Here is a 24,010-nt window from a genome sequence, read left to right as displayed (position 1 = left end):
ATTAGGCATTAATGTTGTAATGGGCTGCTTCCAAGTGAATCACTACCATAGTCATTAAGAATATCCCATTGTACAGTAGTATCTTTTCCTGAAGGAACTTTGTTCAATTCAAAAACAGCTTTAGAAAACGGTGCAATCATATTAGCTCGTGAGGTTTTAGCCATATTTTTCCCTTGACCGACACCCGCACCGACATAGGTAATGTAATATGGTGTTGGATTATCCACTTGTAATTGTTTACCTTTTAATTGCCATTTTACTTTGGTATAAGCTTCTGATGGTGAAAGAGAGAGATTCGCAGGGCGGTAAAATAGCTTAATACGGCTGCGTAATGCAATTTGTAAATAATTTTTGCTCTTATCTTTTGGTGACGGTGGAATATCTAACACATTTAAATAAAAAAGTGATTCCCGATCTGAGGGCAATGATCCCCCTGTATAAATTAAACGCAATGTTTGACCTTTATTCCCATCAACACGAGAAATAGGCGGTGTAATCACAAAGGGCGTTTGAATTTTTTCTGGTGGTGTATTAGCATCACCATCATCAATCCAAGCTTGCACTAATGAAGGTGAGTCGCCTACATTGGTTAATTGAACACTCACATTTTTGGCATCAGACGGATAAATTACCCGCGTGCCTGTAATAACAATATTTGCTGTCGAGGAAGAAGCCCAGAAAGCAGCCAATATAAAAATCGTAGCAAATCTTTTTTTTAACATAAACATCCGCCAACAAATACAAAGATGATAAAAAATCGGGCAGAATATCTGCCCGAAAAAGAACTAGAACATAGATTATTCGTATGCGATCATATAATCAACTGTACCTCTAACATTACCAGCAGTAACACCATTAGTTTTTTCTGCATAATAACGTGCTTTATATCGTAAAGTCGCTTCACCATTTGGTGAATCGCCCTCTATTGCTACAGTTTTAGAGCCTTGTGCAATATCTGATTTAGAAATATCAATTACGCTAGTGTTATCCAAAGCATTATTAGCAATTTCAATAGTCACGTTAGTGGCTGGAGTATCAGTGGCTTTATTAAGTAAACGCCCTCCTGTACTCACTTTTTGAGGATCATTAATAAAGGCAGCATAAATTTTTTCGCTACTAGTAAATGCTCCGCCTCCTGATTTAGTACAACCTGTTAGTTTAATTTCAAATGGAGTATCCATTGCAGTATCACCTTCGTTAGGCAATGCAGATTTAGAAATTGTAGCTAAGGTAAAAGTAATATCAGCACCAGAGCCACCATTAATCGTACAAGTAGTATCCACAATTTTACCGTTGATAGTAATAGTGCCTTTTTGTGCTGGTGTATCTGCAAACGCACCTTGTGCCGATAAGCCTAAACCAGCGGTAATTAAAGTTGTTAAAAGTAATTTTTTCATTTTTTCAAATACTCCTTCAGGATTAAGTTAATTTACGTAGGAGTATACATAAGTTTTTAGGGGGGGGGGGCAAGTAAATTTTACTAAATAAATGTAAATTTACACGTAAGGATAGAAATATTTAAAAACACCTTTCAAATAAACTCAATATAATCAATATGTTAGCTTGTATAAACAGAAAATTTAATATCACTACTCCATTTTGGCGTAAACAATATAAATAAAGAAAAAAGCAAAAGAGTTGAATGCTCTGATCCCGAAAAGTTTGGCTATTGTTTTAAGGACTGAATTCTATATTGAACAGGACTCAGTCCATTTAATGTTAATTAAATTCTGTTTTCATTGTAATAACGAACATATTCTTTGATAACAAATTCCAGTTCTTCAATGCTTTCGAAGGTGTTGTTATAAAAACATTTCACCTTCATCCGACCAAAGAAACTTTCCATAGCAGCATTATCTAAACAATTTTCTTTCCTCGACATATTCAGCACAATATTGTGCTGAGTGGGTTGTGTTGCGGAAGAATTAACTAATTTTTAAGTGTTTTCAAGAGATTTTCTACCGGCGGAGGCATCTGTAAGTAGAATCCATTTTGCTCAATCTGCTCTTTAACATTTTGATTATCTGTATGAATTAATTTCTTTTTTCCGTCTAAATTAAACAACATCACAAATTGAGGTGTCCCAAAAGCGTTTAATAATGATTCAGGCACTGATGAAAAATCATCTCTTTTTTCAATATAAAGATACATTCCCTCTTTTCTGCGACTTTTATAAATAGCACACAACATTGTTATACCTCATTCTGACTATGGCAAAATACTCCCCAATAATTGGCGCTGACATCATCATTAAGCCAAAAATTACCGGTAAGCGGATTATAGTGATAACCTTTCAACTGCTGACAGGTTAGTCCGACTTGATCACAATAAGCCAATAATTCCGCCGGTTTAATAAATTTTTCATAATCGTGCGTGCCTTTTGGCAACATTTTCAAAATGTATTCTGCACCAATTACCACTAATGCCCAAGCTTTCAAAGTGCGATTAATGGTGGACATAAACAATACACCATCAGGTTTTAATAACTCCCGACAACTACGAATAATTGAGAGCGGATCAGGAACGTGTTCCAACATCTCCATACAAGTAATTACATCAAATTTTTCTGCTTGAAGTTGTTGATGTTGCTGTAAAAAATCCTCAATTGTAGATTGCTGATAATCGATTATTAAATTATTGTCTTGTGCGTGTTGTTTGGCAACGGCAAGTGGCTGTGGGCTCATATCAATACCGGTTACGTTTGCGCCGGATTTTGCCATACTTTCAGATAAAATACCGCCACCACAACCAACATCCAGCACTTTTTTCCCATTCAACCCATTGCTGTGTTGCAAAATATAATTCAAACGCAAAGGGTTTAATTGATGAATTGGTTTAAAATCACCATTTAAATCCCACCAACTCGCCGCCATTTTGGAAAATTTATCCAATTCTTGCTGATCTATATTTTTATTTTCCGAATTTAGCTGTTGCATATTTATCTCCCTTTACTTAGCCCATTGGTTATTATCCAACATCATATCCGCTAAAGTAACTCTTTGTTTGAATTTTAATATTTGCTGTCTTAATTCATCATTATCATTACTTATAGACAACTGCTTCTGTTCTAAAAAAGTAGCTGTTCCGGCAGGACTGATCATACCAATAATTTGTCCGTTACTGACAAATAATGTCGGTGCAGTTGTTTTTGGATGTAATAAAGATTGTCCGAAAGTAGATATCGGCGTATCAATACCCAATAAATCCAACATTGTTGGAAATAAATCATATTGTGAAGCAAATTGAGATTCTCTTTTTGCCGATAAACTGCCATCCGGTGAATAAACAATCAAAGGAATATGAAACTGCTCTTTTAAATTTTCTGAAGGCAATGAATTTAATGTATGATCCGCAGTAAAAATAAAAATAGTATTTTGATACCAAGGCTGTTTTTCGGCTGCTTTCATAAATTGTTCCAATGACCAATCAGAATAACGAAGAGTATTTAAAAAACCATTTTCATTAGATTGATCATGCGGATAAATATGAAACTCTTTACCAGCATCTGCAAAAGGTTCGTGTGTAGATCCAGTAAATAAAAAAGCAAAAAAAGGTTTACTTTCTGGTGTTTCATTTAATTTATTTAATAAAAATTGTAGGCTATCATAATCCCAGCCGAAATGTGGTGGTTCCTGTGGATATTTTTTTATAATAGGAACATCTTCCTTGCCATAATATTCTTGGAATCCAAGAACATTAGCAATACTGTTTACATTGAAAGATCTACGGTTGGATGTCTGCATCATAATAGTGCGATACTGATGATCATTTAATATTTTACCAATCCTACTTATCTTATTTAATTCTAATCCAAAACCCAATACCGGATGATTATTTAATGCTGGTACAGACGATAGAACTGCTTGAATACCAATAATACTCCTTTTCCCTGCAGCATAATAATTATCCCAAACTATTGATTTTTTAATTAATGAATCGATAAAAGGTGTAACATTATAATTACGATGTGCCAAACCATCAATATATTTATAACTCCAACTTTCCAGTAAAATAAAAACTATATTTTTATAATTTTCTTTCTCATTTGATTGGAATAAAAATACATCATCTCTAAAAGAAATTTGATCTTTTTCTTTATCCGTTAATAAATTTATTGGCCCTAATTTTTCTTGCTTACGGAACTGCTTCCACACCACAAATGGACTATTTAAAACTAGATTAGCTTGTGAAGCTGATATTGTATTCTCGAAAGCATCCGCATAACTAATTGGTCTACCTTGAATAATCATTCCTCGTGCTAGCCAAAAACAAAAAATAAGAAAAAAAATTCCCAATAAACTGCGATAAAATATAGAACTCGAATTCAGATTTACACTATTTTTTAATGGATAAATAATAAAAGCAATATAACTTAATATTATCATCCCTAATATAATAAATCCTGAAATGGTGTATAGTAAACGTGATTTAAAAGCAACATCAAAAAGAAAACCTATATCTTTATTAACTAAAAAAATTTCTCTACCCAAATGACGATACACTTCACCAAAATAAGCCAAATCTATCAAAGAAATGATAGAAAAAACAATAAAAACAATTAGTGAAAAATAAGATAAAACCTTTTGAAATCTTAAAGAACCAATTATAGAAAAAGGTAATATACTAATTAATAAAATAGGAGACAAGAAAATAACACTAATATTAAGATCAAACCTAATTCCATACAAAAAAGATTGTAGTAGCTCTTTTATACTAATCTGATCAAGAAAATAATCTGGATATAATCCAATAAATAATAATCGGAAAAATAAAAATAAAAAAATTGAAAAAATAAGTAATTTTACTGGTAGCTTTAATTGCAGCATCTATTAAGTCCTAATTAAATAATACAGTTTGCAATAAGGTGGCTAATTTTTTATATCCAATAGGATTAAAATGCAATCCATCAGAAGTGAATGCTAAGTCTAATTGATGATATTGATCCTGCAAAACACTGTTCACATCAACCAATGTAATATTTTTATCAGAAAAATAATCTCTCAATTGCTGATTAAAATCATCAATCATCTTACTGTTAACTTCTCGTTTAAAAGCAACATAACTCACTTCCATTAAATAGAGTCGGCTTTCTGCATTAATTTTTCTCAAATATTGCACTGTTTGATCCAACCAATAAAGCGTATCTTCTGCGTGCCAACCAACACGAAACATTTCATTAATACCTAAAAATATTAAGGTATCTTTTCCTAACCCTTTTATTAATTGCTTCTGTAAAATTAGTTCAACATATTGTTGAGTGGTAATGCCGCCGATGCCTAAATTGTTCACTTCAATATTATTTAACTGTTCAATTTGCCAATAATCCCAAAGAGAATGCCCTACCAATGTAATATCGGAAATACGATTAAAATCTTTAGATTTTTCTCTTATTCTACGTTGAACATTTAATAAAGAAGTTTGATTTTTTATTCTTAATTGCAAAATTGCTTTTACCCATTCATATTCAAAGCTATCTTCAATAAATAATGATCCTTCTTTATCCATCATATAAGTTTGAATATTCGCCAATTTATTTAACGTATTAAATGGTAATCGATACAAATAAATTGAATGATTTTCCTGTTTTTTCGGATCAATAGAATATAAATAATCTGTTTCCTGTTGTTCGAATAATTGACAACATTGCACGATCTGTTCGATTGTGCGTAGAGGTGTTTCAGGCATTAAAATCACGGCATAATCATTTTGTTTTGCCTTTGGATCTAATTGTTGCCAAATAGTCAATAATGCTTGTACTGAACAGATCGGTTTTTCTACTTGAAAAACATCGATAGGGTAAGTGTTTAATGCATCTTGATATTGTTGTTTATCAGTAATAACAATAATTCGTTCAAAACATTTTGTTGCCAGTGCTGCTTCTATGCTATAACCGGCAACTAATTTACCTTCCAGCATCAACACATTTTTATTCATTAACTTTTCTGATGAAAATACCGGAATTAATGCCACTTTTTTCATTTTTATTCCTAAATTTTTCTTAATAATTTATAAACTTTCCCTAATAGTTTTCCCGGTAAAATTCGGGTAAATGCACGCACAAAAAATACTACTAATGCGCCGATTGGATTCTGTACACCTAATTTCATTTTTAATTTGGCTAATTTCCATTCACTCTTAAAATATTGCATACCACGACGACGATTATACATATTTTGCCCTGCTCGCATTTTAATTAAAATATCAGGCAAATTATGTGCAATATAACCGGCACTTAAAAAACGTAACCATAAATTATAATCTTCTAAAAATAGGTGATGCTGATAACCGCCTACTGCTTGAATTGCTGATTTTTTATATGCCAATGCCATATGGTTGAACGGGCTGCGCACCGGTGCCATTTTTTTGATATCTGCATCTTCAACCGGCACACGGCGAATTGAAGTAACTCCCGGATTAGCCTCATCAAATTCCTCGATTTGTCCACCAACCATAGACACCTCCGGATGGGCTTCGATATAAGCAACCTGTTTCGCAAAACGATCTTGAACACACAGATCATCAGTATCCATCCGGAATACCCATTCATTGCTGCACTCTATCAATCCAGCATTTAGCGCTTTACCTAAACCTACATTCTCTGGTAGCGGCACAATCTTAATCGGTAATTTCTGTTGCCATTCATCAACACAATCTTGCAACTGCTGCGGTATCTGCCCATCAAACACTAAAACAATTTCACTCGCCGGAACAGTTTGTACCGCTAAACTAGCAAAACATTGAGACAAATATTCCGCTTTTTCTTTATAATACAAAGACATCAAAACTGAAAACTTCATTAAAAACTCCTTCACACTCAGTGTGAACGTTGTAAAACTTGCTGATATACATCTATTAATTGTTGTATATGATGTTCAATAGAAAACCCTTTTTCCGACATAATATGAGCATAGTCCTCACGCTTCTGATTCTGTTGCATCACACTAATTGCATCAATCCATTGATCAATATTTTCTATTGAATAAAACTGAACTAAATCGGTAATAGCCACTTCGTTTGTAACTCGATCACTGATCAAATTAGGTAGTCCGTTACATTGTGCTTCCAACACGGAAAGTGGAAACCCTTCAAAAAAAGAGGGTAATAAAAAAAGGTCAAATATATTTAATAATTGCGGTACATCCTGACAAAAACCTAAAAAGACAACTTTATCTTGTAATTTATGCTTTTGCACCCATTGCTTGCACTCATTTTCTCTAGCACCGACACCAATTAAAAACAATTTATAATTTTCCGTTCTTTTCGCTAATATTGAAATTAAATTTAATAAAAAATGATGATTTTTAACAGGTTCAAAATTACCAATATGCCCTAAAACAATAGTATTATCAGATAAATTAAATTGATTACGTAATAATGCTCTAATATCTGCTTTAAAAACAAATTTATTACAATCAATCGCATTATAAATAATTTTATAATACTGATTTTTAAATAAAAATTCTCCTGCTACCCGACTGCACGCAATTCGATCTGTTACTAATGGTTTTGTTAATGAATAAAATAAACGATTAATTAAGGCTTTAATCTTACTACCCGAAGGCTGACTGCTGTGTGAATGCAAAATACGCCCTATATGTTTATTTTTTGCACAGTAAAAATGCATAAAAGATAGATAAGGATTATGTGCATGGACTAAATCAAAATGATATTGTTGATAAATTTGCTTGGTTGCTTTCCATAATTTTCCGGTAATTAAATTTTTAATTGAAAACATTGGTAGATGATGAAAAACCACACTTGGATTAACTGCTAAAATTTGATTTTCAAATTCAACAAATCGCTGTGGCGCATAATAGCTAATATGCAAGACATAATTTCCTTGTGGGAAATTTTGCGCTACTGTTTTTAAATAACTACCTACTCCACCGTGTACTGCTATACCACAAAAATATAAGATATGTATTTTATTATTCTGCATTTTTCTCTGTTCCATTCGCTAATTCAGCAATATAAAAATAACCAAATAAAGCAATAAAACTCACCATCCCTTTAATCAATAAAATTAAATAAAGACTCAATAAAGCAAAATAAAGCATTGCTCTTGATGGTGTAATTGCCATTATTTTTGCACATAAATAGGCATGCACAGCAATATTAATGACTACTCCAATAATTCCAGTAGCAAAAATAATTCTCAAATAGCCAACATCCGTTCCCATATAATAGAGTCCATCAATGCTATTTTGTGCTAAATAAAATCCATCACCAACCAACCAAGTTGTCAATGTTGTCGGTAGAATTTGATACATTTCCAATAAAATATCTGTTGATTCTGTTTCTAGTCCTTGCCCGGAAAATAGATTAATAAAAAGTTCTGCTGCAAAGTAGAATAATTTAGAATGCATTAAATCAATTCCAAGTAAATTATTTAATACAGCATAAAGGAACAGTAATAACAATAGTAACACGCCTGGAATTAATAAGAAGCAAAGTAACGCTAATCGATAATAATTAATAAAATAACGCTGAAAACAGAAAATCACTGCACCAATAACAATACCAACAAGCACTGTTCTCGCTAACAATAAACCGACTAAACTGATAAACGCAAATAAAATCAAATCACGAATAAATAAAATACTATTTCTCTGTCTTGATAAACGGAAACTCAACAAAATTAAAGTGAAGGCATAAATAATTCCCGCTCCAAAAAATTGTGTTCCAAAGCCAATAAATCGATTTCCTTGCTCCAATGAAGCAATGATTAACCCCCGACCTTCACTATATTTAATCAGAAACAGTAATAATTGTTGCATAAAAGGCAACATATTGACGCCAAGTGTCAATATTGACTGAATTACAACTGCAGTAATCCAGATAGAAGTTAATTTCTGGTAATCAACACGTTGATAAATCCAAGTAGCAAAACAATAGAGAAAATAAGCAGCGAACAGATAAACAATAGGCGTTAATCCATTTTGGATTAAATAAGCAACTTCAAACCCACTAGGATTTAATAATTTTGCCGGCAATAATGAAAAGGCGAAAGGCAAAAATAAGAAAGCTAGTGGCAGTATATTCACTGCGATACGCTCTCGGTTAATATAATTTTGGAATACTAAATAAATACCAATTACACCCATCGTAAATGATGGGTGTAATGGAATAAAATTATATTTGATATTAAATAACCAAGTGAGAAATAACCAATAAAATATAACTTTTCTCATTATTTTCCTCACTTAGTTATACCTATTTTCTCATCCATTTTAAACCTAAAAGTTTGATCCATCGGGTAAATAATAATTTACCCACTGGATAACTCACTGTCCTACTGATCTTGCGATAAATATGACATAGCATCATTAAATTTAATTGCGCAATATTAGCTCTATTCGTAGACAAAGAATATTGTAATATTTCATTATCCGTTAATGATAATTTAAGATGAGTCAATAAATAATAGTGAATCTTTGATATTATCTGATTACGCTGCTCAAGATTTTTTGCTGATAGACGTGTTTCACTATTTTCCAATATGCGATAATTCAATACCACATCTTTTAAATTAGCAAATTGATATCCTTTCGCCAATAAATGTATCCATAGACCATAATCTTCTGCACGATAATATTGCTGTTGATAAAAAATATCATCACGATCCAATACAGATAAATTAAACATCACTGTCGGATGATTAAAAGCCGAAGCTAAAAATAAATAAGCTTTTATTTCATTATCTTCTGTTGGTAATGCTAAAATTTCAGATTGAACATTTTCACCAAATGTTTTCATTGCACCACCTAATACGGCAATATTCGGGTGAATTGATAAAAAATCTACCTGTTTTTCAATACGATCCGGCAAAGCTATATCATCAGCATCCATTCGTGCAATATATTTCCCTTGTGCTAACTGGATACCTTTATTTAAGGTTGCAATTAAGCCTAGATTTTTTTCATTTTCAATATAACGAACTCGTAAATCCTGCTGAGCAAATTGCAATAGAATTTCCTCTGATTTATCAGTAGAACCGTCATTTATAACAATAACTTCTAAATGGTGGTAGCTCTGTTGCAAAATCGACATTAGCGCCGCTTCAATATATTTTTCAGCATTATAACAGGGAATAATAACTGAAACTAAAGCTTCATTTTTCATTATTTTGACTCATTCAATAAATAACATTGTTCAAAATCTTGTAACCACGTTTGGTAGAATGAGGCATTCTTACCATAAGAATTATCATAAATATAAACTGCTTTCCCTAAAAGAATACCCAAAATAAAACAATGAAGACGTGTAGTATAAATAGTATCGTAATAATTCAGAAAATTAATTCCTAATTCCATATAAAATTCTCGACGATTTTCTATTTTTTCAATCGGCTGGCAATACAACGGCATAAATATCGGCATATGATTAGCGACTTTAAATAAAAACTCTCTAAAACTAAAAGAAGAAAAATTAGGATTATATTTAATCAGTTGTTTAAATTCTTTTTCAAAACTTGGCCAGTCAGATACAGTAACATTTTCTAATTCGGTTACTTCGTGATAATCTACCTCTATATTTAATTCTTTATCTGTACGTTTTACAAATAATGTTTTTCCACTTTTTTCTTCTTGAATAAAATTATCCAAATTTAAACAAAATGCCATATCAGGCAGCAGTAAGATCTGACACTTTGTAAAATATTTATTCAAAATACCATAAGAAATTTGATCTCTAGCACAAATAGTTACATTACCGTGTGCATTAAAAATTTCAGCACTCTTTTCTAAATTTTGTTGTGATTGGAAATAAACTGTTTGTGGAAAAACAATAATTTTATTTTCTCTGCAATGAGAAGTAATATTTTCTCTTAATTTTTGACACACTTCCCACACATCACCGAAATTACCACCACCATGAAATAAAATAATATCACTCTTATCGATTTTCTTCATATCGACATTGTAATAAGGCGCTGAATATTTGAGTTTATGTGGAAGTCGAGATAAATACGCCAATTCACCTGCCCAAATTGCTTGATCACCAATATTTTGATGATCCGGAATGTCTAATAATACATAATCTCCATCAATTAATGGATCAAGACGATCATAAATAATTTCACTTAAACGAGATAACTGCTTTCTATTTGGATTAATCATAAAACTCTCTCTTTTAATTTCTGTACGATTTTGCTAAGTAATTGCTGATTTAAAAATAGAGAAATAATTAATGCAATTACAAACAAACTCCAATTAATATAAACCTGATTTAAACTAACAAGATAACAATAGCCTAAACTTAAAATAAGCGGCATCCAGAAAGACTTTATTGTTAAAACTACAGGATAAAAACTTTTTACATCCTGCTGACGAATAACAAATACCAAAATAAAACTTAATAACGTTCCCAATGCTGCTGCAAATAACCCAATATATTCAATTAGGAAATAACTAACCATAATATTAATTACAGCACCAAAAATTGTTGTCGTTAATATTTTTAATGTATTCTTTTTCTGTTGATATGCTATCCCTAAGAATGCACAGAATGAAGTAAATATTGTTGCTAATACCAATATCGGCATATATTTCCAAGCTTCATAAAAGCGAGATGAAAAAAGATAATGAATTAATGGTTCACTAATACTGATAAAAATTAGACCTACTGAGAACATAAATCTAGATAACTGTGAAAATGTATTTGTTATTTCCTCAAAATAATCTGCTTTATCCTCTTTTAAAATGATATCTTGCCACGCGAGTAAAAAGAGTGAAAAAACAATCATTAAAATGCTAGGTAATCGTGATGAAACTGCATAAATACCATTTGCTTCCATATTTAGCTGTTGAAAAATAATATATTTATTTGCCATAGTCATTAACCACCAACTCACTGCATTAGGAACTAATGGTAATGAATAACTTAACATCGGTATGATTAATTTTATATCAATATATTTTCCTGATAAATAATGATAAACTTTCCAACGCCATAAAATAATAATATTAACGACAACATTTGCTACAATCATTGCTAATAATATAGCTCGTAACTTATTATCATAAGTCCATAAAAAGACTAATGAAAATAATACTAATAATAACGAATATAAAATACCGATTAATGCAAATTTTTGTATTAATCCTAGTCCACGTAATACTTGTTGTAAAATAAAAAAGAGTGCAGAAAAGAAAAGAAATAACATTGTTTCCACGACATAAGGTTGTGGATAAAAATAAACAATAATCCCCACCACAATAAATACAACTATGGTCACAACTAGGAATAAACTTAAAGCTGTTGTAATTATTTTTCCTGCAATATTTATTTTATCATCTACAATTAACCATCGATAAACTGCATCTGATAATTGTAACGTTATTAATGGAGTAATCAACAAAGCAAAGATTAAAATTAAATCATATTGCCCCATTTCTACTGTCGTTAAATAAAGAGAAAAAATAGGCAATAATAGAAATGATAAAATTTTTGAACCAAAACTACCAATACTATAGATCAGGGTATTTTTGATCAACTTATCACCAATTGTATTCGACATATTAATCTTTCTTTAATACTTTAATAAATAGTAAAATTAAACACGATAATATAAATCCAAACAACACGCCAATTGCCAAAATTAAACTTTTTTGTGGTTTAATTTTAACCGGAAAACTTGGAGGATTTTTATATTGAAAAATATTTATTTTCAATTTATCAGTTTCATCTACCAATTTTACCAACTCTGCTATCTGTGTTTTTGCTTGATAATAAGAAATAGGATAAATAATATTTTGCTGCTGTATTGCTTCAATTTGTGCAGCTAAATTTTCTCGTCCTAATAAATACAGATAAGGATTATCTAATTGTGTTATATTTTTCGCCAAATCAATATTAACATTGATATTAATATTATTTCCCTTATTTTTCTCTACTAATGCAGTAACATTATAAGCAGTCTGTAGATATTGCAAATAAGTCTGTTTTTCCAACATTAACTGATCAGTAATTTGCTGTTGTTGGTATTTTAAAGCCTTAATTTTCTGTTTAATTTGAATTAATAAATTTTCAATTTCTTGTTGATAAGTAATACGATTGACATATTTTACAAAGCCATCCAATGTTGATTGCAATAGCTGCTCATCATTATCAATAAAACTAATTTTAACGGATGGAATATCTGCTAAAGCCCTATTTTCTGCCGTAATTACAGTAATATTATTTCCTTTTTTCGTCATATCTGGTGTAATTACTGAAATACTTTTAATTAATCTATTCAAAAGAGCTTGCTTCTGCGTGTCGCTTTGATTTACACTGAGTCGTTGATAAAGGGGAGATTCCAAAAAATATTGTTTACGAATATCAATAATCGAAATATTATTAACGAACTGATTAAACAAAGAACTTGAAATACCCTGCATAGAAAAAGGCTCATTACTAATTAAGCTATAACGTTGCTGCAAATCTAACAATGCCTCAATAGAACCATTACTTGCCGGCACTGCTTCAGCACTACTACTCCACTCCGGTTTAATTGTACTTACATAAAGATAAGAAACAAAAGTAAACAATAAAGTAGATAACAAAATCCACCATTTTTTACGCCAATAATATTGAAATAAAATAATAAGATTAAAATTATTGTCTGATCTTACATTAGATTCTGATGTCATACTTGAGATATCCTTTATGCTTTCTTTTTTATGTTTAATCTTAATAAAAAAGATTAACGCATATAAAAGCCATTTGATTATTGGTTGTTATAGCTTAAGATAAATGACTTATTTTACACTTAGCACTACTAAAAATAAATTGAAAAGAAAAAGGCTTATTAATATTTTTAACAAGCCTTTTATCAAATAAGAAGAGCAATTAATTAGTTGAGATCACAACACGACGATTCGGTGCTAAACATTGACGCAATGCAGAGCCTGTTTCTTTTTCACAAGCTTTAACCTGATCTGCTTTCCCCATTCCTATTGCTTGAATACGAGAAGCTGGAATACCTAACGCCACCATCGCATTTTTCACAGCTACAGCACGACGTTGAGAAAGAGCTAAATTATAAGACTCTGAACCTAAACGATCCGTATAACCAGTGATCCAAATCTGTTTATTTTTAGACAATTTATTGACTAAATCTTCAATTACTTTTTGGCTTTCCGGTTTTAAGTTGGCTGAATCGAAGTCAAATAGGAAATCACTTGAAAGCTGATACTCGGTACGATCACCACAACCTTCCGGTAACCAGAAGAAAGATTGTGCTTCCATATTTTTATCAAACAAGATTTTATATTGACAAATTTTATGCACACCATTTTCACGATAATTAAATACATAATCCCATTCGTGTACACCGAAAAGCCCTTCAGCAAAATGAGGACGACCAATCAAGTAATAAATCTGATCTTTGTTCATTCCTTTTTCAATCATATGAACATTATCCCAATTTGGCCAAGTTCCTTTTTGAGAACCATTACTATTGAATAAGCTTTCTTCAATTTTTGGCCATACCGGTTTATCCGTTGTTCCCTCATCACTAACTTTACTTAAATTTCCACAAGCAGACAATATAATAGATAATGCTGTAGGAATGAGCAATTTTGTCAATTTCATAAACTTTATCCTTTATGTTAAAAATAATAAAAAACACTTTTAATTCTACCGAATAAAAGCACATTTTGCATTTATTTAAATTAATTTTTCTTCACAATTGCCGCAATTTCCTCTGCATACTGTTGAGCAAACTCTTGATCTTCGCATTCAACCATCACACGAATAACAGGTTCTGTACCAGATTTACGTAACAACACTCGACCTTTACCGTATAATTTTTGTTCAACTTCAGTAGCCACCTGTTTAACAGTTTCATTTTCTAAAGGATTACTTCCTGCTTCAAAACGAACATTGATTAACACTTGTGGGAATAACTGTACCCCACTAGCCAACTCATTCAATGATAAACCGTGATTAACCATTGCTGCCAATACTTCCAATGAAGCAACAATACCATCACCGGTTGTGTTTTTCTCAGAAATAATAATGTGTCCAGAATTTTCACCACCTAATTTCCAGTTGCGTGCCTGCATTTGCTCCAATACATAACGATCACCCACTTTGGCACGAATAAATGGAATACCCAACATTTTTAATGCCAATTCCAAGCTCATATTACTCATCAAAGTCCCCACAACACCACCAGAAAGTTTACCGGAACGCAAGGCCTCACGCGCAATAATGAAAAGAATTTGGTCACCATCAACTTTATTTCCTAGATGATCAACCATCATAATACGATCACCATCTCCATCATAAGCTAAACCAACATCCGCTTTACTTTGTACAACCACTTCCTGCAACGCACGCACATCGGTTGCACCACAACGTTCATTGATATTCATACCATCCGGTTTTGTACCGATCTCTATCACGGTTGCACCAAGCTCACGCATAACATTAGGTGCAATATGGTAAGTGGCACCATTTGCACAATCAACCACAATCTTTAACCCTTCCAAGCTTAAATGTGCTGGAAATGTGCTTTTACAAAATTCAATATAACGACCAGCGGCATCATTGATACGACTAGCTTTACCTAATTCTGCTGATTCTACACAGGTCATTGGTTGTTCTAATAACTCTTCTATAGCTAATTCAATATCATCTGGTAATTTGGTACCGTGGGCTGAAAAAAACTTGATACCATTATCATAATAAGGATTATGTGATGCAGAAATTACTATTCCTGCTTCCGCACGGAAAGTTCTGGTTAAATAGGCAATTGCAGGTGTTGGCATTGGACCAACAAACGCCGCTGACAACCCCGCTGCCGCCAAACCAGCTTCTAATGCTGATTCCAGCATATAACCGGAAATACGCGTATCTTTACCAATTAACACTTTTCTTGAACCTTGGGTTGCCAAGACTTTTCCGGCCGCCCATCCTAATTTTAATGCAAATTCTGGTGTAATAGGATAAGTACCGACACGACCACGCACGCCGTCAGTACCAAAGTATTTACGTTCTGCCATTTTTATTCCTTATTCAGTTTGTTCAAACAGTAAAATGTCGCTATTCTACTCTAAATTGACTATTAATCTGTATGTAAACCCTAAAAATTTATTCAAATTGCTGCTTTTGTCGCTTGCCATACTTTTAAAGCATCAACTGTCGCTTCAACATCGTGTACTCTTACAATATGAGCTCCTTTCATTACGGAAATTAAAGCACCGGCAACACTACCGACTAAGCGATGATTGACATCTTTCTGTAATAGATTACCGATCATTGATTTTCGTGATAAACCAATTAACAACGGATAACCGGTCGAAACAAATTGTTCTAAATGATTCAATAATTGATAATTGTGCTGTAAGGTTTTACCAAAACCAAATCCAATATCCAAAATAATATTTTCTTTTCGTACACCTGCCTGTTCACAAATTGCTGCTCGTTGTAGCAACCACGCCAACACTTCCTCTACTACATTCTGATATTCAGGATCAACTTGCATTGTCTTCGGTTGTCCCTGCATATGCATTAAACAGACTGGTAAATCTAATTGCACAGCCGTTTGTAAAGCCCTCTCTTCTGTTAATGCTCGAATATCATTAATCAAATCCATTCCAACATTCGCAGCGGCTTTCATTACCTCTGCTTTTGAGGTATCTACTGAAATCCAACAATCAAAACGCTGCCTAATCGCTTCAACCACAGGAATCACTCGATCCAATTCTTGCTGTAACGTTACCTCCTCCGCCATTGGACGTGTTGACTCACCACCAACATCAATAATGCTCGCTCCTTGCTTTAACATCTCTTCTGTATGATACAATGCTTTATCCAATGAAAAAAATTTACCGCTATCAGAAAAAGAGTCTGGTGTTACATTAAGGATTCCCATCACTTGTGTTTGAGAAAGATCTAATACTCTTTGATTTTTACTATATAATTTCATTCTTACCTTCTTAAAACAGTTATAAATCAAATCCCTCTATTTTTCTTTTCGCTCTACTCACTACCGGCGTACCCTTGAGCCATTTTCGTAACCAAAAACGATTCGGAGCCAACTCTGTTAGAATATCTTGCCCCAACGGTAATGGTTCACCATAAATTAAGGAAGCTAAGGTTTCTGCCAATAATGGTGCGGAAGTCAAACCTCTTGAACCTAATGCGCCCAGCAGATATAAATTCGGATAATATGCCGCTTTTACTATTGATTGACGGCGTCGACGTAAATTAAAAATATTATGATAATCCTGAGCTTGTTGAGCAAAATCACCGACATTACCAAAAATCGGCAGTCGATCACGAACATTGCAGCGTACACCTGTTCTCGCTAAATTCGTACTCACATCAATCTCTTCCACCCAGCGTGACGGTGCTAAATTTTGTTGAATTTTTTGCTGATTTTCTCGTTGTTCCTGTTCGCTAAAATCTCTCGTTTCACAATTTCGTATATGACTTGCTCCTAAACAATGGAATTGTTTAGCTGTATCCACAGGAGTTAAATAGCCGTCATAACATAATATTGCTTTTAACTGCTGCAAATGAGGTGAAGTCGGAATTTGGCTAACTTGCCCTCGTACCGAATAGGTAGGCAATTCTTCTGTTTGTGAAAAACAATTTAATTTATGCCCATTAGCAATCACGACTGTTTGATGTTCAAACTGCTGTTTACCACTGAACAACGTCCATTTCCCTTGCTCATACTGCAAACAATCAATATCAGTTTGTGTCACAATTTTTACCCCTTGTCGTTGCAAAAATTGAGCCGTATTCTGCACCATTTGTCGTGGATTCAGCCAAGAAGCGCCTTGAATCACAGCACCATCACAATTTATCTCAACACCTGCTCGTTTACTTAACTGCTCCGCCGTCTGTAACTGGAACAGATTTTCCGGAAAACCACGTTCGGCAATTTTATGCAATTTTTTCAACACTGATGCTTGATAACCACATAACAACACATCACACCATTGATGTTCAAAATCAACCCTGCTTGCTAACTGTTTTAAAAACTGCTGTCCATAAGCAAAAGCATAAGCATAAAATCGGCAATGACGTTCATCATCATCGCTTAATTGCGGATAAAATGCTCCCTGCTTATTGCCGGAAGCATTTAAGGCCGGAGCATTATCCTTACAATATATCGTTACTCGGCAACCTCTCTGAATTAAAGAATAAGCTAAACAAATACTGGCAACACCACCCCCAATAATAGCCACTTCATCCTTTTGTTGTGCCTCTTGTGGTAAATACCAAGGTAACACAAACTCCTGTCTTATCGCCGTAGTTTTCACACCTTGTAGACACTCTCTTTTTCGCCCAAAACCTTTCCGTTTTTCCACTTGAAAACCTGCTGAAAGTAAGCCTTTACGCACTAAAGAAGCCGATGTGAAAGTAGAAAATGTGCCACCTATCGCTGTTAAACGGAACATTTGTTGAAATAGAAAATCGCTCCACATACTTGGATTTTTACTTGGCGCAAAACCATCTAAAAACCAAGCATTTACACGTTCATTATAATAATCGCCAAGCTGAGGCAAATTCTCATTCAAATCACCAAACCACAAATCCAAATAAATATCTGACGAAAAATGATAACGATAACAACCAGCAATCGGTTGTTGCCAATGAAACAACAGTTGTTGTAACAATGATTGGAATTGAGGGTAATCCTGATAAGCTTGCTCCAATGCAGTTTTAGTAAGCGGATATTTTTCAAAGCTAATAAAAAATAACCGTTTCAACGGTGATTGCGGGAAACTCTCTCTAAATTGATGAAAAAGTTCACAAACCGCAAAAAAGTTTAAACCAGTACCAAATCCGGTTTCTGCAATCACAAAATGTGATGCAGAATGTTGTTGCCAACGCTGCCATAGCGCATTTCCCTGCTGAAAAACATAACGACTCTCTTCTAATCCATCTTCAGCGGAAAAATAAACATCTCCAAACTGTTCCGATTTCGGCGTTTGCACTTCAAAAGAAATCTTTGCAAACGAGATTTTTTGAATAGACATAACAACTCATAACAATCTTTATCAAGGTAGCTAATGATATTATAATGAGCGCTCAATTTCACCAAAATCTCCTGATCAGTTGAAACATTCGACTTTATCACCGATAATTTATCGAAGAATCAAACACCCTGTCGAATATGAATAATTTCACTATTCTATGTTTGAATTGTTCAATAGAGTTTTAAAATGGTCTTATCTGTTGGTGGTTTTGCAAAAATTTCTTGTAATCTCTGAAATTCCTAGTATAACAACCAACAATTTTTTAATTTTTACATCAAAAACGACATTAAGGACAACAAATGAAAAGAGCTGTAATTACTGGTTTTGGCGTTATTTCCAGCATTGGAAATAACAAAGACGAAGTGTTGGCGTCATTATTAGAAGGGAAATCAGGTATTACTACTATGCCGGAATTTATCGAAGTGGGAATGCGTTCTCACATTGCCGGCACAGTGAAAATCACACCAAGCGAACACATTGATCGCAAAGTAATGCGTTTTATGGGAAATGCTGCTGCTTATGCCTATCTTTCTATGAAAGAAGCTATTGCAGATGCTGGATTAAGCGAAGAGATAGTATCCAACGAAAGAACCGGTTTAGTGGTAGGTGCTGGTACAGGTTCCGCACATAATCAAATCGTAGCTGCTGATGCAATGCGTACACCTCGCGGAGTTAAAGCTATCGGACCTTATGCAGTAACCCGTACAATGGCATCAAGTGTTTCAGCTTGTTTAGCAACTCCATTTAAAATTAAAGGTGTCAATTACAGTATCAGTTCAGCTTGCGCCACTTCCGCGCACTGTATTGGTCACGCAGTTGAATTAATTCAATTGGGTAAACAAGATGTTGTTTTCGCTGGCGGAGCTGAAGAGTTGTCTTGGGAATGTGCCTGTGAATTTGATGCGATGGGTGCAGTTTCAACAAAATATAACGATACTCCGGAAAAAGCTTCTCGTGCTTATGATGCAAACCGTGATGGTTTCGTCATTGCCGGTGGTGGCGGTATTGTCGTGGTTGAAGAATTAGAACACGCTTTAGCTCGCGGCGCAAAAATTTATGCTGAAATTGTAGGCTATGGTGCAACATCCGATGGTTACGATATGGTAGCTCCAAGTGGAGAGGGTGCAGAACGTTGTATGAAACAAGCGCTGGCTACCGTTGATACTCCGATTGATTATCTTAACGTACACGGCACTTCAACTCCGGTTGGTGATGTAAAAGAACTTGAAGCGATCAAAAATGTCTTTGCTGATAAAATACCAGCAATCTCTTCAACAAAATCAATGACCGGTCATTCTTTAGGTGCAGCAGGTGTACACGAAGCTATCTATAGTCTGTTAATGTTAGAACACGACTTTATCGCTCCAAGCATCAATATTGAAACACTTGATGAACGTGCTGAAGGTTGTAATATCATCACTAAAACCATTCGTAATGCCAACTTACAGACTGTGATGTCAAACAGCTTCGGTTTCGGCGGAACTAACGCAACATTAGTGTTCAAACGTTACCAAGCATAATTTATCATCTATATCTGCATAATAAAGAGATCTAAATGGTTAGATCTCTTTTTTATTTATCACATCTATTGAGGAATAATTGTTGAACTAATTTATGAACAGTTCGCACCTTACTTTTTTATTAAATGCAATAGATAAAATCTTAGGTCTGACAAAGGGACAAATAAAAAATTTCTAGCGCTTTCAAAAAGCTTGAAAAGTATAAAATAGTTCGTAAAGATTTAATTAAACAGAACAATGAAGATACAGTGACAACAAAAAACCGCCTTTTTATCGGCGGTCTTTTTTTGAAATCTTTTAGTGGTGCCTAGGGCCTGTACAAAATAATCTTATAAATCAATAATAGAATATATGTTGGGTGCAATATTGAGCAATCTGATATTAAGATTAAAAATATTATATATTTGTGATCTAAATCAAAAAAAACGGATCAGTTTAGATCATAAAAATTGCATTGTTTTGCGTAAAAATGCGTTAAAAAAGATCTGGTATCAAATAGAAGATCTGTTAGCTATAAAAAGGATCTGTGATGTTTGCGTTTTTGCGTAATTTTCTACACATTTATTGTGCGGGCGTGGCGAGGTACGCATCGCGATTTTTTGGTAACGAACATCAAAAAAAGAAAAAAGCTATTGAGAAAACACTCAATAGCTTTTTATCTTTATCTAATTATAAAAATATAAATTAATTTTCTGTGTCTAGCAGTCTGTAATTACTAAACTTAATCAAATTTTGATTAATATTATAGTTATCTCTAAACCAAACATTAATTTCATTGAGCTTCCTTTGTAACGGCTCAATCTCATTAATAAAAAAGACTTTCCCCGCTTTCTCAACATCACCAAAGCCACCTGTATTATTAGGGATAATGCCAAGTAATTGAGGAGGTACTCGGTGCGCGGCTAAGATGTCATCACGACTAGTGTTCTTGACGTTCAAGAATTCATCTTTTGCGGTAATGTCGGAAAGCGGTATTACTTGCAACCCTTTCTCTTTGCCATTTGGCGAATAGATAAAAAGGTTTTTAAAATTACCTTTCCCTTTTGCGGATTTGATTTGTTGTTCCAAATTATCAATACTCGCTTCCGATTGTAGCGGATCAGTCAAATAGATAATGCTTCCTGCATGAGCACCATTAATATAATATTTGCGGCGAAATAAAGTAGCAGCTTCATTTAAAAATGATGATTGCAATGCCGATAGATACTCTGGTAAGCCGTAAATTTCTTGATTAAAATCAGGTTGGATAAAATGATAAATGCTATCTTTAGGAAACTCAAAGTCCTCTACAAAATTAGTGACTTGATAATAGATTCCATCTTTAACACCTTTTCTGACATACTTTGCTAACATAGCTTGTAGTCTAATCGGCATTCCGAATTTATTTTTGTGAATATAAAAATAAGCATTGCCGAAAATCAAATAATCTAAGATAAATCGCTCTAAATCTAAACGTGAGATTAAATAAGATGTTTGCAATGTACTTAATAAAATATTTTTCTTTACTGTAAGTGCAGTTGAATGATATGAAGTTGAGTGAAATGCTTTGGCTAAACCAGTAAAGTTCACTGGCGTTGTATAATACTTATTAAGATAAATCGAACTTTCAAAGTAAGATAAAATCTCCGCTTTATCAATAACAGGGATTGGATCATCAAAAGCAAATAGTTTAGGTTGTGTAGTCATTGTTAGTTCCTTTAGTGAAATTCAATAATTCTGGCCGAGGTGTTGTTTTTAGCATCGTAAGGCTCATTAATAAAACAACTCATAATTGCCCACGCAATATCGCCATGGCTTGCTTCTTCGGAGCGATCCGATATATAAGTAATCTGACGCCCAGATTTAGTTACTTGCTTTTTGATGGTCATAAAGCTAGTAATAATATCTTTATCTCCCTGGTCAAACTCAAAGCGGCGTTTTTGAATAATATTCAACGTTTTTAAGACCATCTCATTTTTTACATCTAAGTTATAAGATAGACCTTGAGCAGTTGGAAAAAACTTACTAACCAATTGAAAAACGCCCTCCCCCATACCCGTCTTGTCAATCGTGATACGTGCCACATTATAGCAATCACAATAATGCTTAATCCGTGCAGCTTGCTGCTCAAAATCCATGCCGTGAAAAGTTTGATAATGCAGCAATCTAAACTTACCGCCCTCAACCGCAGGCGGAGCAACAATTACCAACGCGGCCCTATCTCCTGTATAAGCGGGATCATAGCCAATCCATACAGGACGATTACCAAATGGGCGTTGATAAAATGGGTTAAAATCTTTCCACACTTCAAGCGAGTCAATACCACATTTCTGCAAATCAATGAACTTAAATACACTGCTGTTATCATCAATGAATTGACATAAAAAAAGCTGCTCAAATTCTTCAACGGAATATTCTAGCTTCAAGGCTTCAATATCAAATAGATTACAACCGCCCTCTTCAGCATCATAAATTGTCACAATCTGACGCCATTGCCCATCAGGCATTAATCGACCAGCTTTTAAATATTCATGCGATAAATTAAACTCTTTGCGTTGATCTGCAGGACGTCCTTTATTAAAACGTTGACCTGACCAAAAAGGATAAGCAGAATGAGAAATAGCAGATGGGGTAGAAAAATAGGTTTGCCTAAATTGCTTTTGCGACGCCATACCAGACGCCACCTTTCGGATTTCCTCAAAACGCGGCACCCAAAAGATTTCATCAAAATACAAATTACCATGATACGATTGCGCAGTATTAGAATTTGTACCCAAAAAAATCAATTCGGCTTGATTAGGTAATTTGATTGTTTCACCTTTTAAATCAACATCTGCCGTTTTTTTTGCATAATCACAAATGTAACTACGAAATTGTAAAGCTTGTTTTTTGCTGGCTGATAAAAAGATCTGATTCCGCCCTGTTTTTAGCGAATCAATAAAAGCTTCGTGCGCAAAATAATAAGTCGCACCAATTTGACGACTTTTTAAAATATTGCGAATCCGATATTGCAGTCCAGCGTCGTACCACCTGCGCTGATACGCAAACATTTCAGACAAAAAGCCATTAATTAATGCTTCTTCCTGTTCCTCATTAATCGCATTTTTTTCTGCAGGTTTGCGCTCTGCTTTATAACGATTTTTAATATTTGGATTTAAATCAGTTTCATTACCACCGCCGTTACTATATTTTTTAATACGTGCGATACGTTCCATTTGCCGGCTTAATAGATCAATTTCCTTGAAGTCATGACCCGTCTTATCTTCTTTGTTAATTAACAAACAAAGCCTTGCCTCTAGAGAAACTTCTACTCGCCCAATTGGTGCCGTATCTTCCCATTTCTCGCGTTCTTTCCAACTTGAGATTGTCGAGGCGGGAATGGCTAAGGTTTTCGCAATTTCGGCAATACGATAACCCGCCCAGTACATAATTTGTGCTTGGCGTTTTTGTTCCGCGGATAGTGTTGTTTTAATGTTTTCTTTTTCCATGCGTTAATCATAGATAGCGCATAGAAATTGGCTTGTTTTGTTA

General features: G+C 33.7%; 20 protein-coding genes and 1 pseudogene. 1 reads left to right on the top strand and 20 read right to left on the bottom strand.

Annotated elements, in window-relative coordinates; genetic code table 11:
* Positions 1-8 precede the first annotated feature (8 nt).
* The 18 genes and pseudogenes from ACXPAV_RS02610 to mnmC form a co-directional block, all read right to left on the bottom strand.
* Positions 9-722 carry a fimbrial biogenesis chaperone gene (locus ACXPAV_RS02610; protein WP_039089455.1) on the bottom strand — a complete coding sequence of 238 codons (714 nt, stop codon included), beginning with the start codon at positions 720-722 and terminating at the stop codon, positions 9-11.
* Positions 723-797: 75 nt separating this feature from the next.
* Positions 798-1,397 carry a fimbrial protein gene (locus tag ACXPAV_RS02605; RefSeq protein ID WP_458003933.1) on the bottom strand — a complete coding sequence of 200 codons (600 nt, stop codon included), beginning with the start codon at positions 1,395-1,397 and terminating at the stop codon, positions 798-800.
* Positions 1,398-1,723: 326 nt separating this feature from the next.
* Positions 1,724-1,885: pseudogene (locus ACXPAV_RS02600) on the bottom strand (IS3 family transposase); the annotation flags it as partial.
* 44 nt (positions 1,886-1,929) lie between these two features.
* A complete protein-coding gene (locus ACXPAV_RS02595; protein WP_039135313.1) occupies positions 1,930-2,190 on the bottom strand; it encodes a YcgL domain-containing protein in 261 nt (86 codons plus the stop codon).
* A 2-nt stretch (positions 2,191-2,192) separates the two neighbouring features.
* Entirely contained in the window at positions 2,193-2,936 is a 744-nt protein-coding gene (gene ubiG, locus ACXPAV_RS02590) for a bifunctional 2-polyprenyl-6-hydroxyphenol methylase/3-demethylubiquinol 3-O-methyltransferase UbiG (RefSeq protein ID WP_335802122.1), read from the bottom strand.
* Between the two features lie 12 nt (positions 2,937-2,948).
* The gene (locus ACXPAV_RS02585; protein WP_458003932.1) at positions 2,949-4,826 is read right to left on the bottom strand and encodes an LTA synthase family protein; all 1,878 of its coding nucleotides are present in this window, start codon (positions 4,824-4,826) and stop codon (positions 2,949-2,951) included.
* Between the two features lie 10 nt (positions 4,827-4,836).
* A complete protein-coding gene (locus tag ACXPAV_RS02580; protein WP_458003931.1) occupies positions 4,837-5,979 on the bottom strand; it encodes a GDSL-type esterase/lipase family protein in 1,143 nt (380 codons plus the stop codon).
* 8 nt (positions 5,980-5,987) lie between these two features.
* Positions 5,988-6,797 (bottom strand): glycosyltransferase, encoded by an 810-nt coding sequence (locus ACXPAV_RS02575; protein ID WP_458003930.1) that lies wholly within the window; start codon positions 6,795-6,797, stop codon positions 5,988-5,990.
* Between the two features lie 17 nt (positions 6,798-6,814).
* The gene (locus tag ACXPAV_RS02570; protein WP_458003929.1) at positions 6,815-7,939 is read right to left on the bottom strand and encodes a glycosyltransferase; all 1,125 of its coding nucleotides are present in this window, start codon (positions 7,937-7,939) and stop codon (positions 6,815-6,817) included.
* Positions 7,929-9,191, bottom strand: a complete 1,263-nt coding sequence (locus tag ACXPAV_RS02565; protein ID WP_458003928.1) for a hypothetical protein — start codon at positions 9,189-9,191, stop codon at positions 7,929-7,931. Before ACXPAV_RS02565 ends, ACXPAV_RS02570 begins: the two co-directional genes overlap by 11 nt.
* Before the next feature lie 22 nt (positions 9,192-9,213).
* Positions 9,214-10,122: a glycosyltransferase family 2 protein gene (locus tag ACXPAV_RS02560; RefSeq protein WP_039089442.1), complete on the bottom strand. Its 909-nt coding sequence runs from the start codon at positions 10,120-10,122 to the stop codon at positions 9,214-9,216.
* Complete coding sequence (locus ACXPAV_RS02555) at positions 10,122-11,117, bottom strand: polysaccharide pyruvyl transferase family protein (RefSeq protein WP_039173853.1); 996 nt, start codon at positions 11,115-11,117, stop codon at positions 10,122-10,124. Before ACXPAV_RS02555 ends, ACXPAV_RS02560 begins: the two co-directional genes overlap by 1 nt.
* A complete protein-coding gene (locus ACXPAV_RS02550) occupies positions 11,114-12,517 on the bottom strand; it encodes a lipopolysaccharide biosynthesis protein (protein WP_039135337.1) in 1,404 nt (467 codons plus the stop codon). Before ACXPAV_RS02550 ends, ACXPAV_RS02555 begins: the two co-directional genes overlap by 4 nt.
* Position 12,518: 1 nt before the next feature.
* Positions 12,519-13,631, bottom strand: coding sequence for an LPS O-antigen chain length determinant protein WzzB (locus ACXPAV_RS02545; protein WP_458003927.1), 1,113 nt, complete (start codon positions 13,629-13,631; stop codon positions 12,519-12,521).
* 199 nt (positions 13,632-13,830) lie between these two features.
* Complete coding sequence (locus ACXPAV_RS02540) at positions 13,831-14,574, bottom strand: OmpA family protein (RefSeq protein WP_039087573.1); 744 nt, start codon at positions 14,572-14,574, stop codon at positions 13,831-13,833.
* Positions 14,575-14,654: 80 nt separating this feature from the next.
* A complete protein-coding gene (gene glmM, locus ACXPAV_RS02535; RefSeq protein ID WP_039173857.1) occupies positions 14,655-15,989 on the bottom strand; it encodes a phosphoglucosamine mutase in 1,335 nt (444 codons plus the stop codon).
* A 92-nt stretch (positions 15,990-16,081) separates the two neighbouring features.
* Entirely contained in the window at positions 16,082-16,915 is an 834-nt protein-coding gene (folP, locus tag ACXPAV_RS02530; RefSeq protein WP_039135344.1) for a dihydropteroate synthase, read from the bottom strand.
* Between the two features lie 19 nt (positions 16,916-16,934).
* The gene (mnmC, locus tag ACXPAV_RS02525; protein ID WP_458004381.1) at positions 16,935-18,974 is read right to left on the bottom strand and encodes a bifunctional tRNA (5-methylaminomethyl-2-thiouridine)(34)-methyltransferase MnmD/FAD-dependent 5-carboxymethylaminomethyl-2-thiouridine(34) oxidoreductase MnmC; all 2,040 of its coding nucleotides are present in this window, start codon (positions 18,972-18,974) and stop codon (positions 16,935-16,937) included.
* A 305-nt stretch (positions 18,975-19,279) separates the two neighbouring features.
* Between mnmC and fabB the strand changes: the two genes are divergently transcribed.
* Positions 19,280-20,500 (top strand): beta-ketoacyl-ACP synthase I, encoded by a 1,221-nt coding sequence (fabB, locus tag ACXPAV_RS02520; RefSeq protein ID WP_065231123.1) that lies wholly within the window; start codon positions 19,280-19,282, stop codon positions 20,498-20,500.
* A 684-nt stretch (positions 20,501-21,184) separates the two neighbouring features.
* Here the strand turns inward: fabB and ACXPAV_RS02515 are convergent.
* Complete coding sequence (locus ACXPAV_RS02515; protein WP_458003926.1) at positions 21,185-22,186, bottom strand: phage portal protein; 1,002 nt, start codon at positions 22,184-22,186, stop codon at positions 21,185-21,187.
* A gap of 11 nt (positions 22,187-22,197) precedes the next feature.
* On the bottom strand, positions 22,198-23,967 hold the full coding sequence (locus ACXPAV_RS02510; protein WP_458003925.1) for a terminase large subunit domain-containing protein: 1,770 nt from the start codon (positions 23,965-23,967) through the stop codon (positions 22,198-22,200).
* Positions 23,968-24,010: the final 43 nt, after the last annotated feature.

It is taken from the genome of Gallibacterium sp. ZY190522, from assembly GCF_054166015.1.
The sequence above is the reverse complement of the archived record's forward strand: the minus strand, read 5'-3'. Positions and strand labels throughout refer to the sequence as shown.

Excerpts from the sequence above, each read along its gene's own strand:
- ACXPAV_RS02585 (WP_458003932.1), bottom strand. The coding sequence starts at position 4,826 with ATGCTGCAATTAAAGCTACCAGTAAAATTACTTATTTTTTCAATTTTT.
- ACXPAV_RS02510 (WP_458003925.1), bottom strand. The coding sequence starts at position 23,967 with ATGGAAAAAGAAAACATTAAAACAACACTATCCGCGGAACAAAAACGC.
- glmM (WP_039173857.1), bottom strand. The coding sequence starts at position 15,989 with ATGGCAGAACGTAAATACTTTGGTACTGACGGCGTGCGTGGTCGTGTC.
- ACXPAV_RS02575 (WP_458003930.1), bottom strand. The coding sequence starts at position 6,797 with ATGAAGTTTTCAGTTTTGATGTCTTTGTATTATAAAGAAAAAGCGGAA.
- ACXPAV_RS02570 (WP_458003929.1), bottom strand. The coding sequence starts at position 7,939 with ATGCAGAATAATAAAATACATATCTTATATTTTTGTGGTATAGCAGTA.
- ACXPAV_RS02610 (WP_039089455.1), bottom strand. The coding sequence starts at position 722 with ATGTTAAAAAAAAGATTTGCTACGATTTTTATATTGGCTGCTTTCTGG.
- ACXPAV_RS02555 (WP_039173853.1), bottom strand. The coding sequence starts at position 11,117 with ATGATTAATCCAAATAGAAAGCAGTTATCTCGTTTAAGTGAAATTATT.
- fabB (WP_065231123.1), top strand. The coding sequence starts at position 19,280 with ATGAAAAGAGCTGTAATTACTGGTTTTGGCGTTATTTCCAGCATTGGA.
- ACXPAV_RS02605 (WP_458003933.1), bottom strand. The coding sequence starts at position 1,397 with ATGAAAAAATTACTTTTAACAACTTTAATTACCGCTGGTTTAGGCTTA.
- ubiG (WP_335802122.1), bottom strand. The coding sequence starts at position 2,936 with ATGCAACAGCTAAATTCGGAAAATAAAAATATAGATCAGCAAGAATTG.
- folP (WP_039135344.1), bottom strand. The coding sequence starts at position 16,915 with ATGAAATTATATAGTAAAAATCAAAGAGTATTAGATCTTTCTCAAACA.
- ACXPAV_RS02545 (WP_458003927.1), bottom strand. The coding sequence starts at position 13,631 with ATGACATCAGAATCTAATGTAAGATCAGACAATAATTTTAATCTTATT.
- ACXPAV_RS02540 (WP_039087573.1), bottom strand. The coding sequence starts at position 14,574 with ATGAAATTGACAAAATTGCTCATTCCTACAGCATTATCTATTATATTG.
- ACXPAV_RS02560 (WP_039089442.1), bottom strand. The coding sequence starts at position 10,122 with ATGAAAAATGAAGCTTTAGTTTCAGTTATTATTCCCTGTTATAATGCT.
- ACXPAV_RS02565 (WP_458003928.1), bottom strand. The coding sequence starts at position 9,191 with ATGAGAAAAGTTATATTTTATTGGTTATTTCTCACTTGGTTATTTAAT.
- ACXPAV_RS02515 (WP_458003926.1), bottom strand. The coding sequence starts at position 22,186 with ATGACTACACAACCTAAACTATTTGCTTTTGATGATCCAATCCCTGTT.
- ACXPAV_RS02595 (WP_039135313.1), bottom strand. The coding sequence starts at position 2,190 with ATGTTGTGTGCTATTTATAAAAGTCGCAGAAAAGAGGGAATGTATCTT.
- ACXPAV_RS02580 (WP_458003931.1), bottom strand. The coding sequence starts at position 5,979 with ATGAAAAAAGTGGCATTAATTCCGGTATTTTCATCAGAAAAGTTAATG.
- ACXPAV_RS02550 (WP_039135337.1), bottom strand. The coding sequence starts at position 12,517 with ATGTCGAATACAATTGGTGATAAGTTGATCAAAAATACCCTGATCTAT.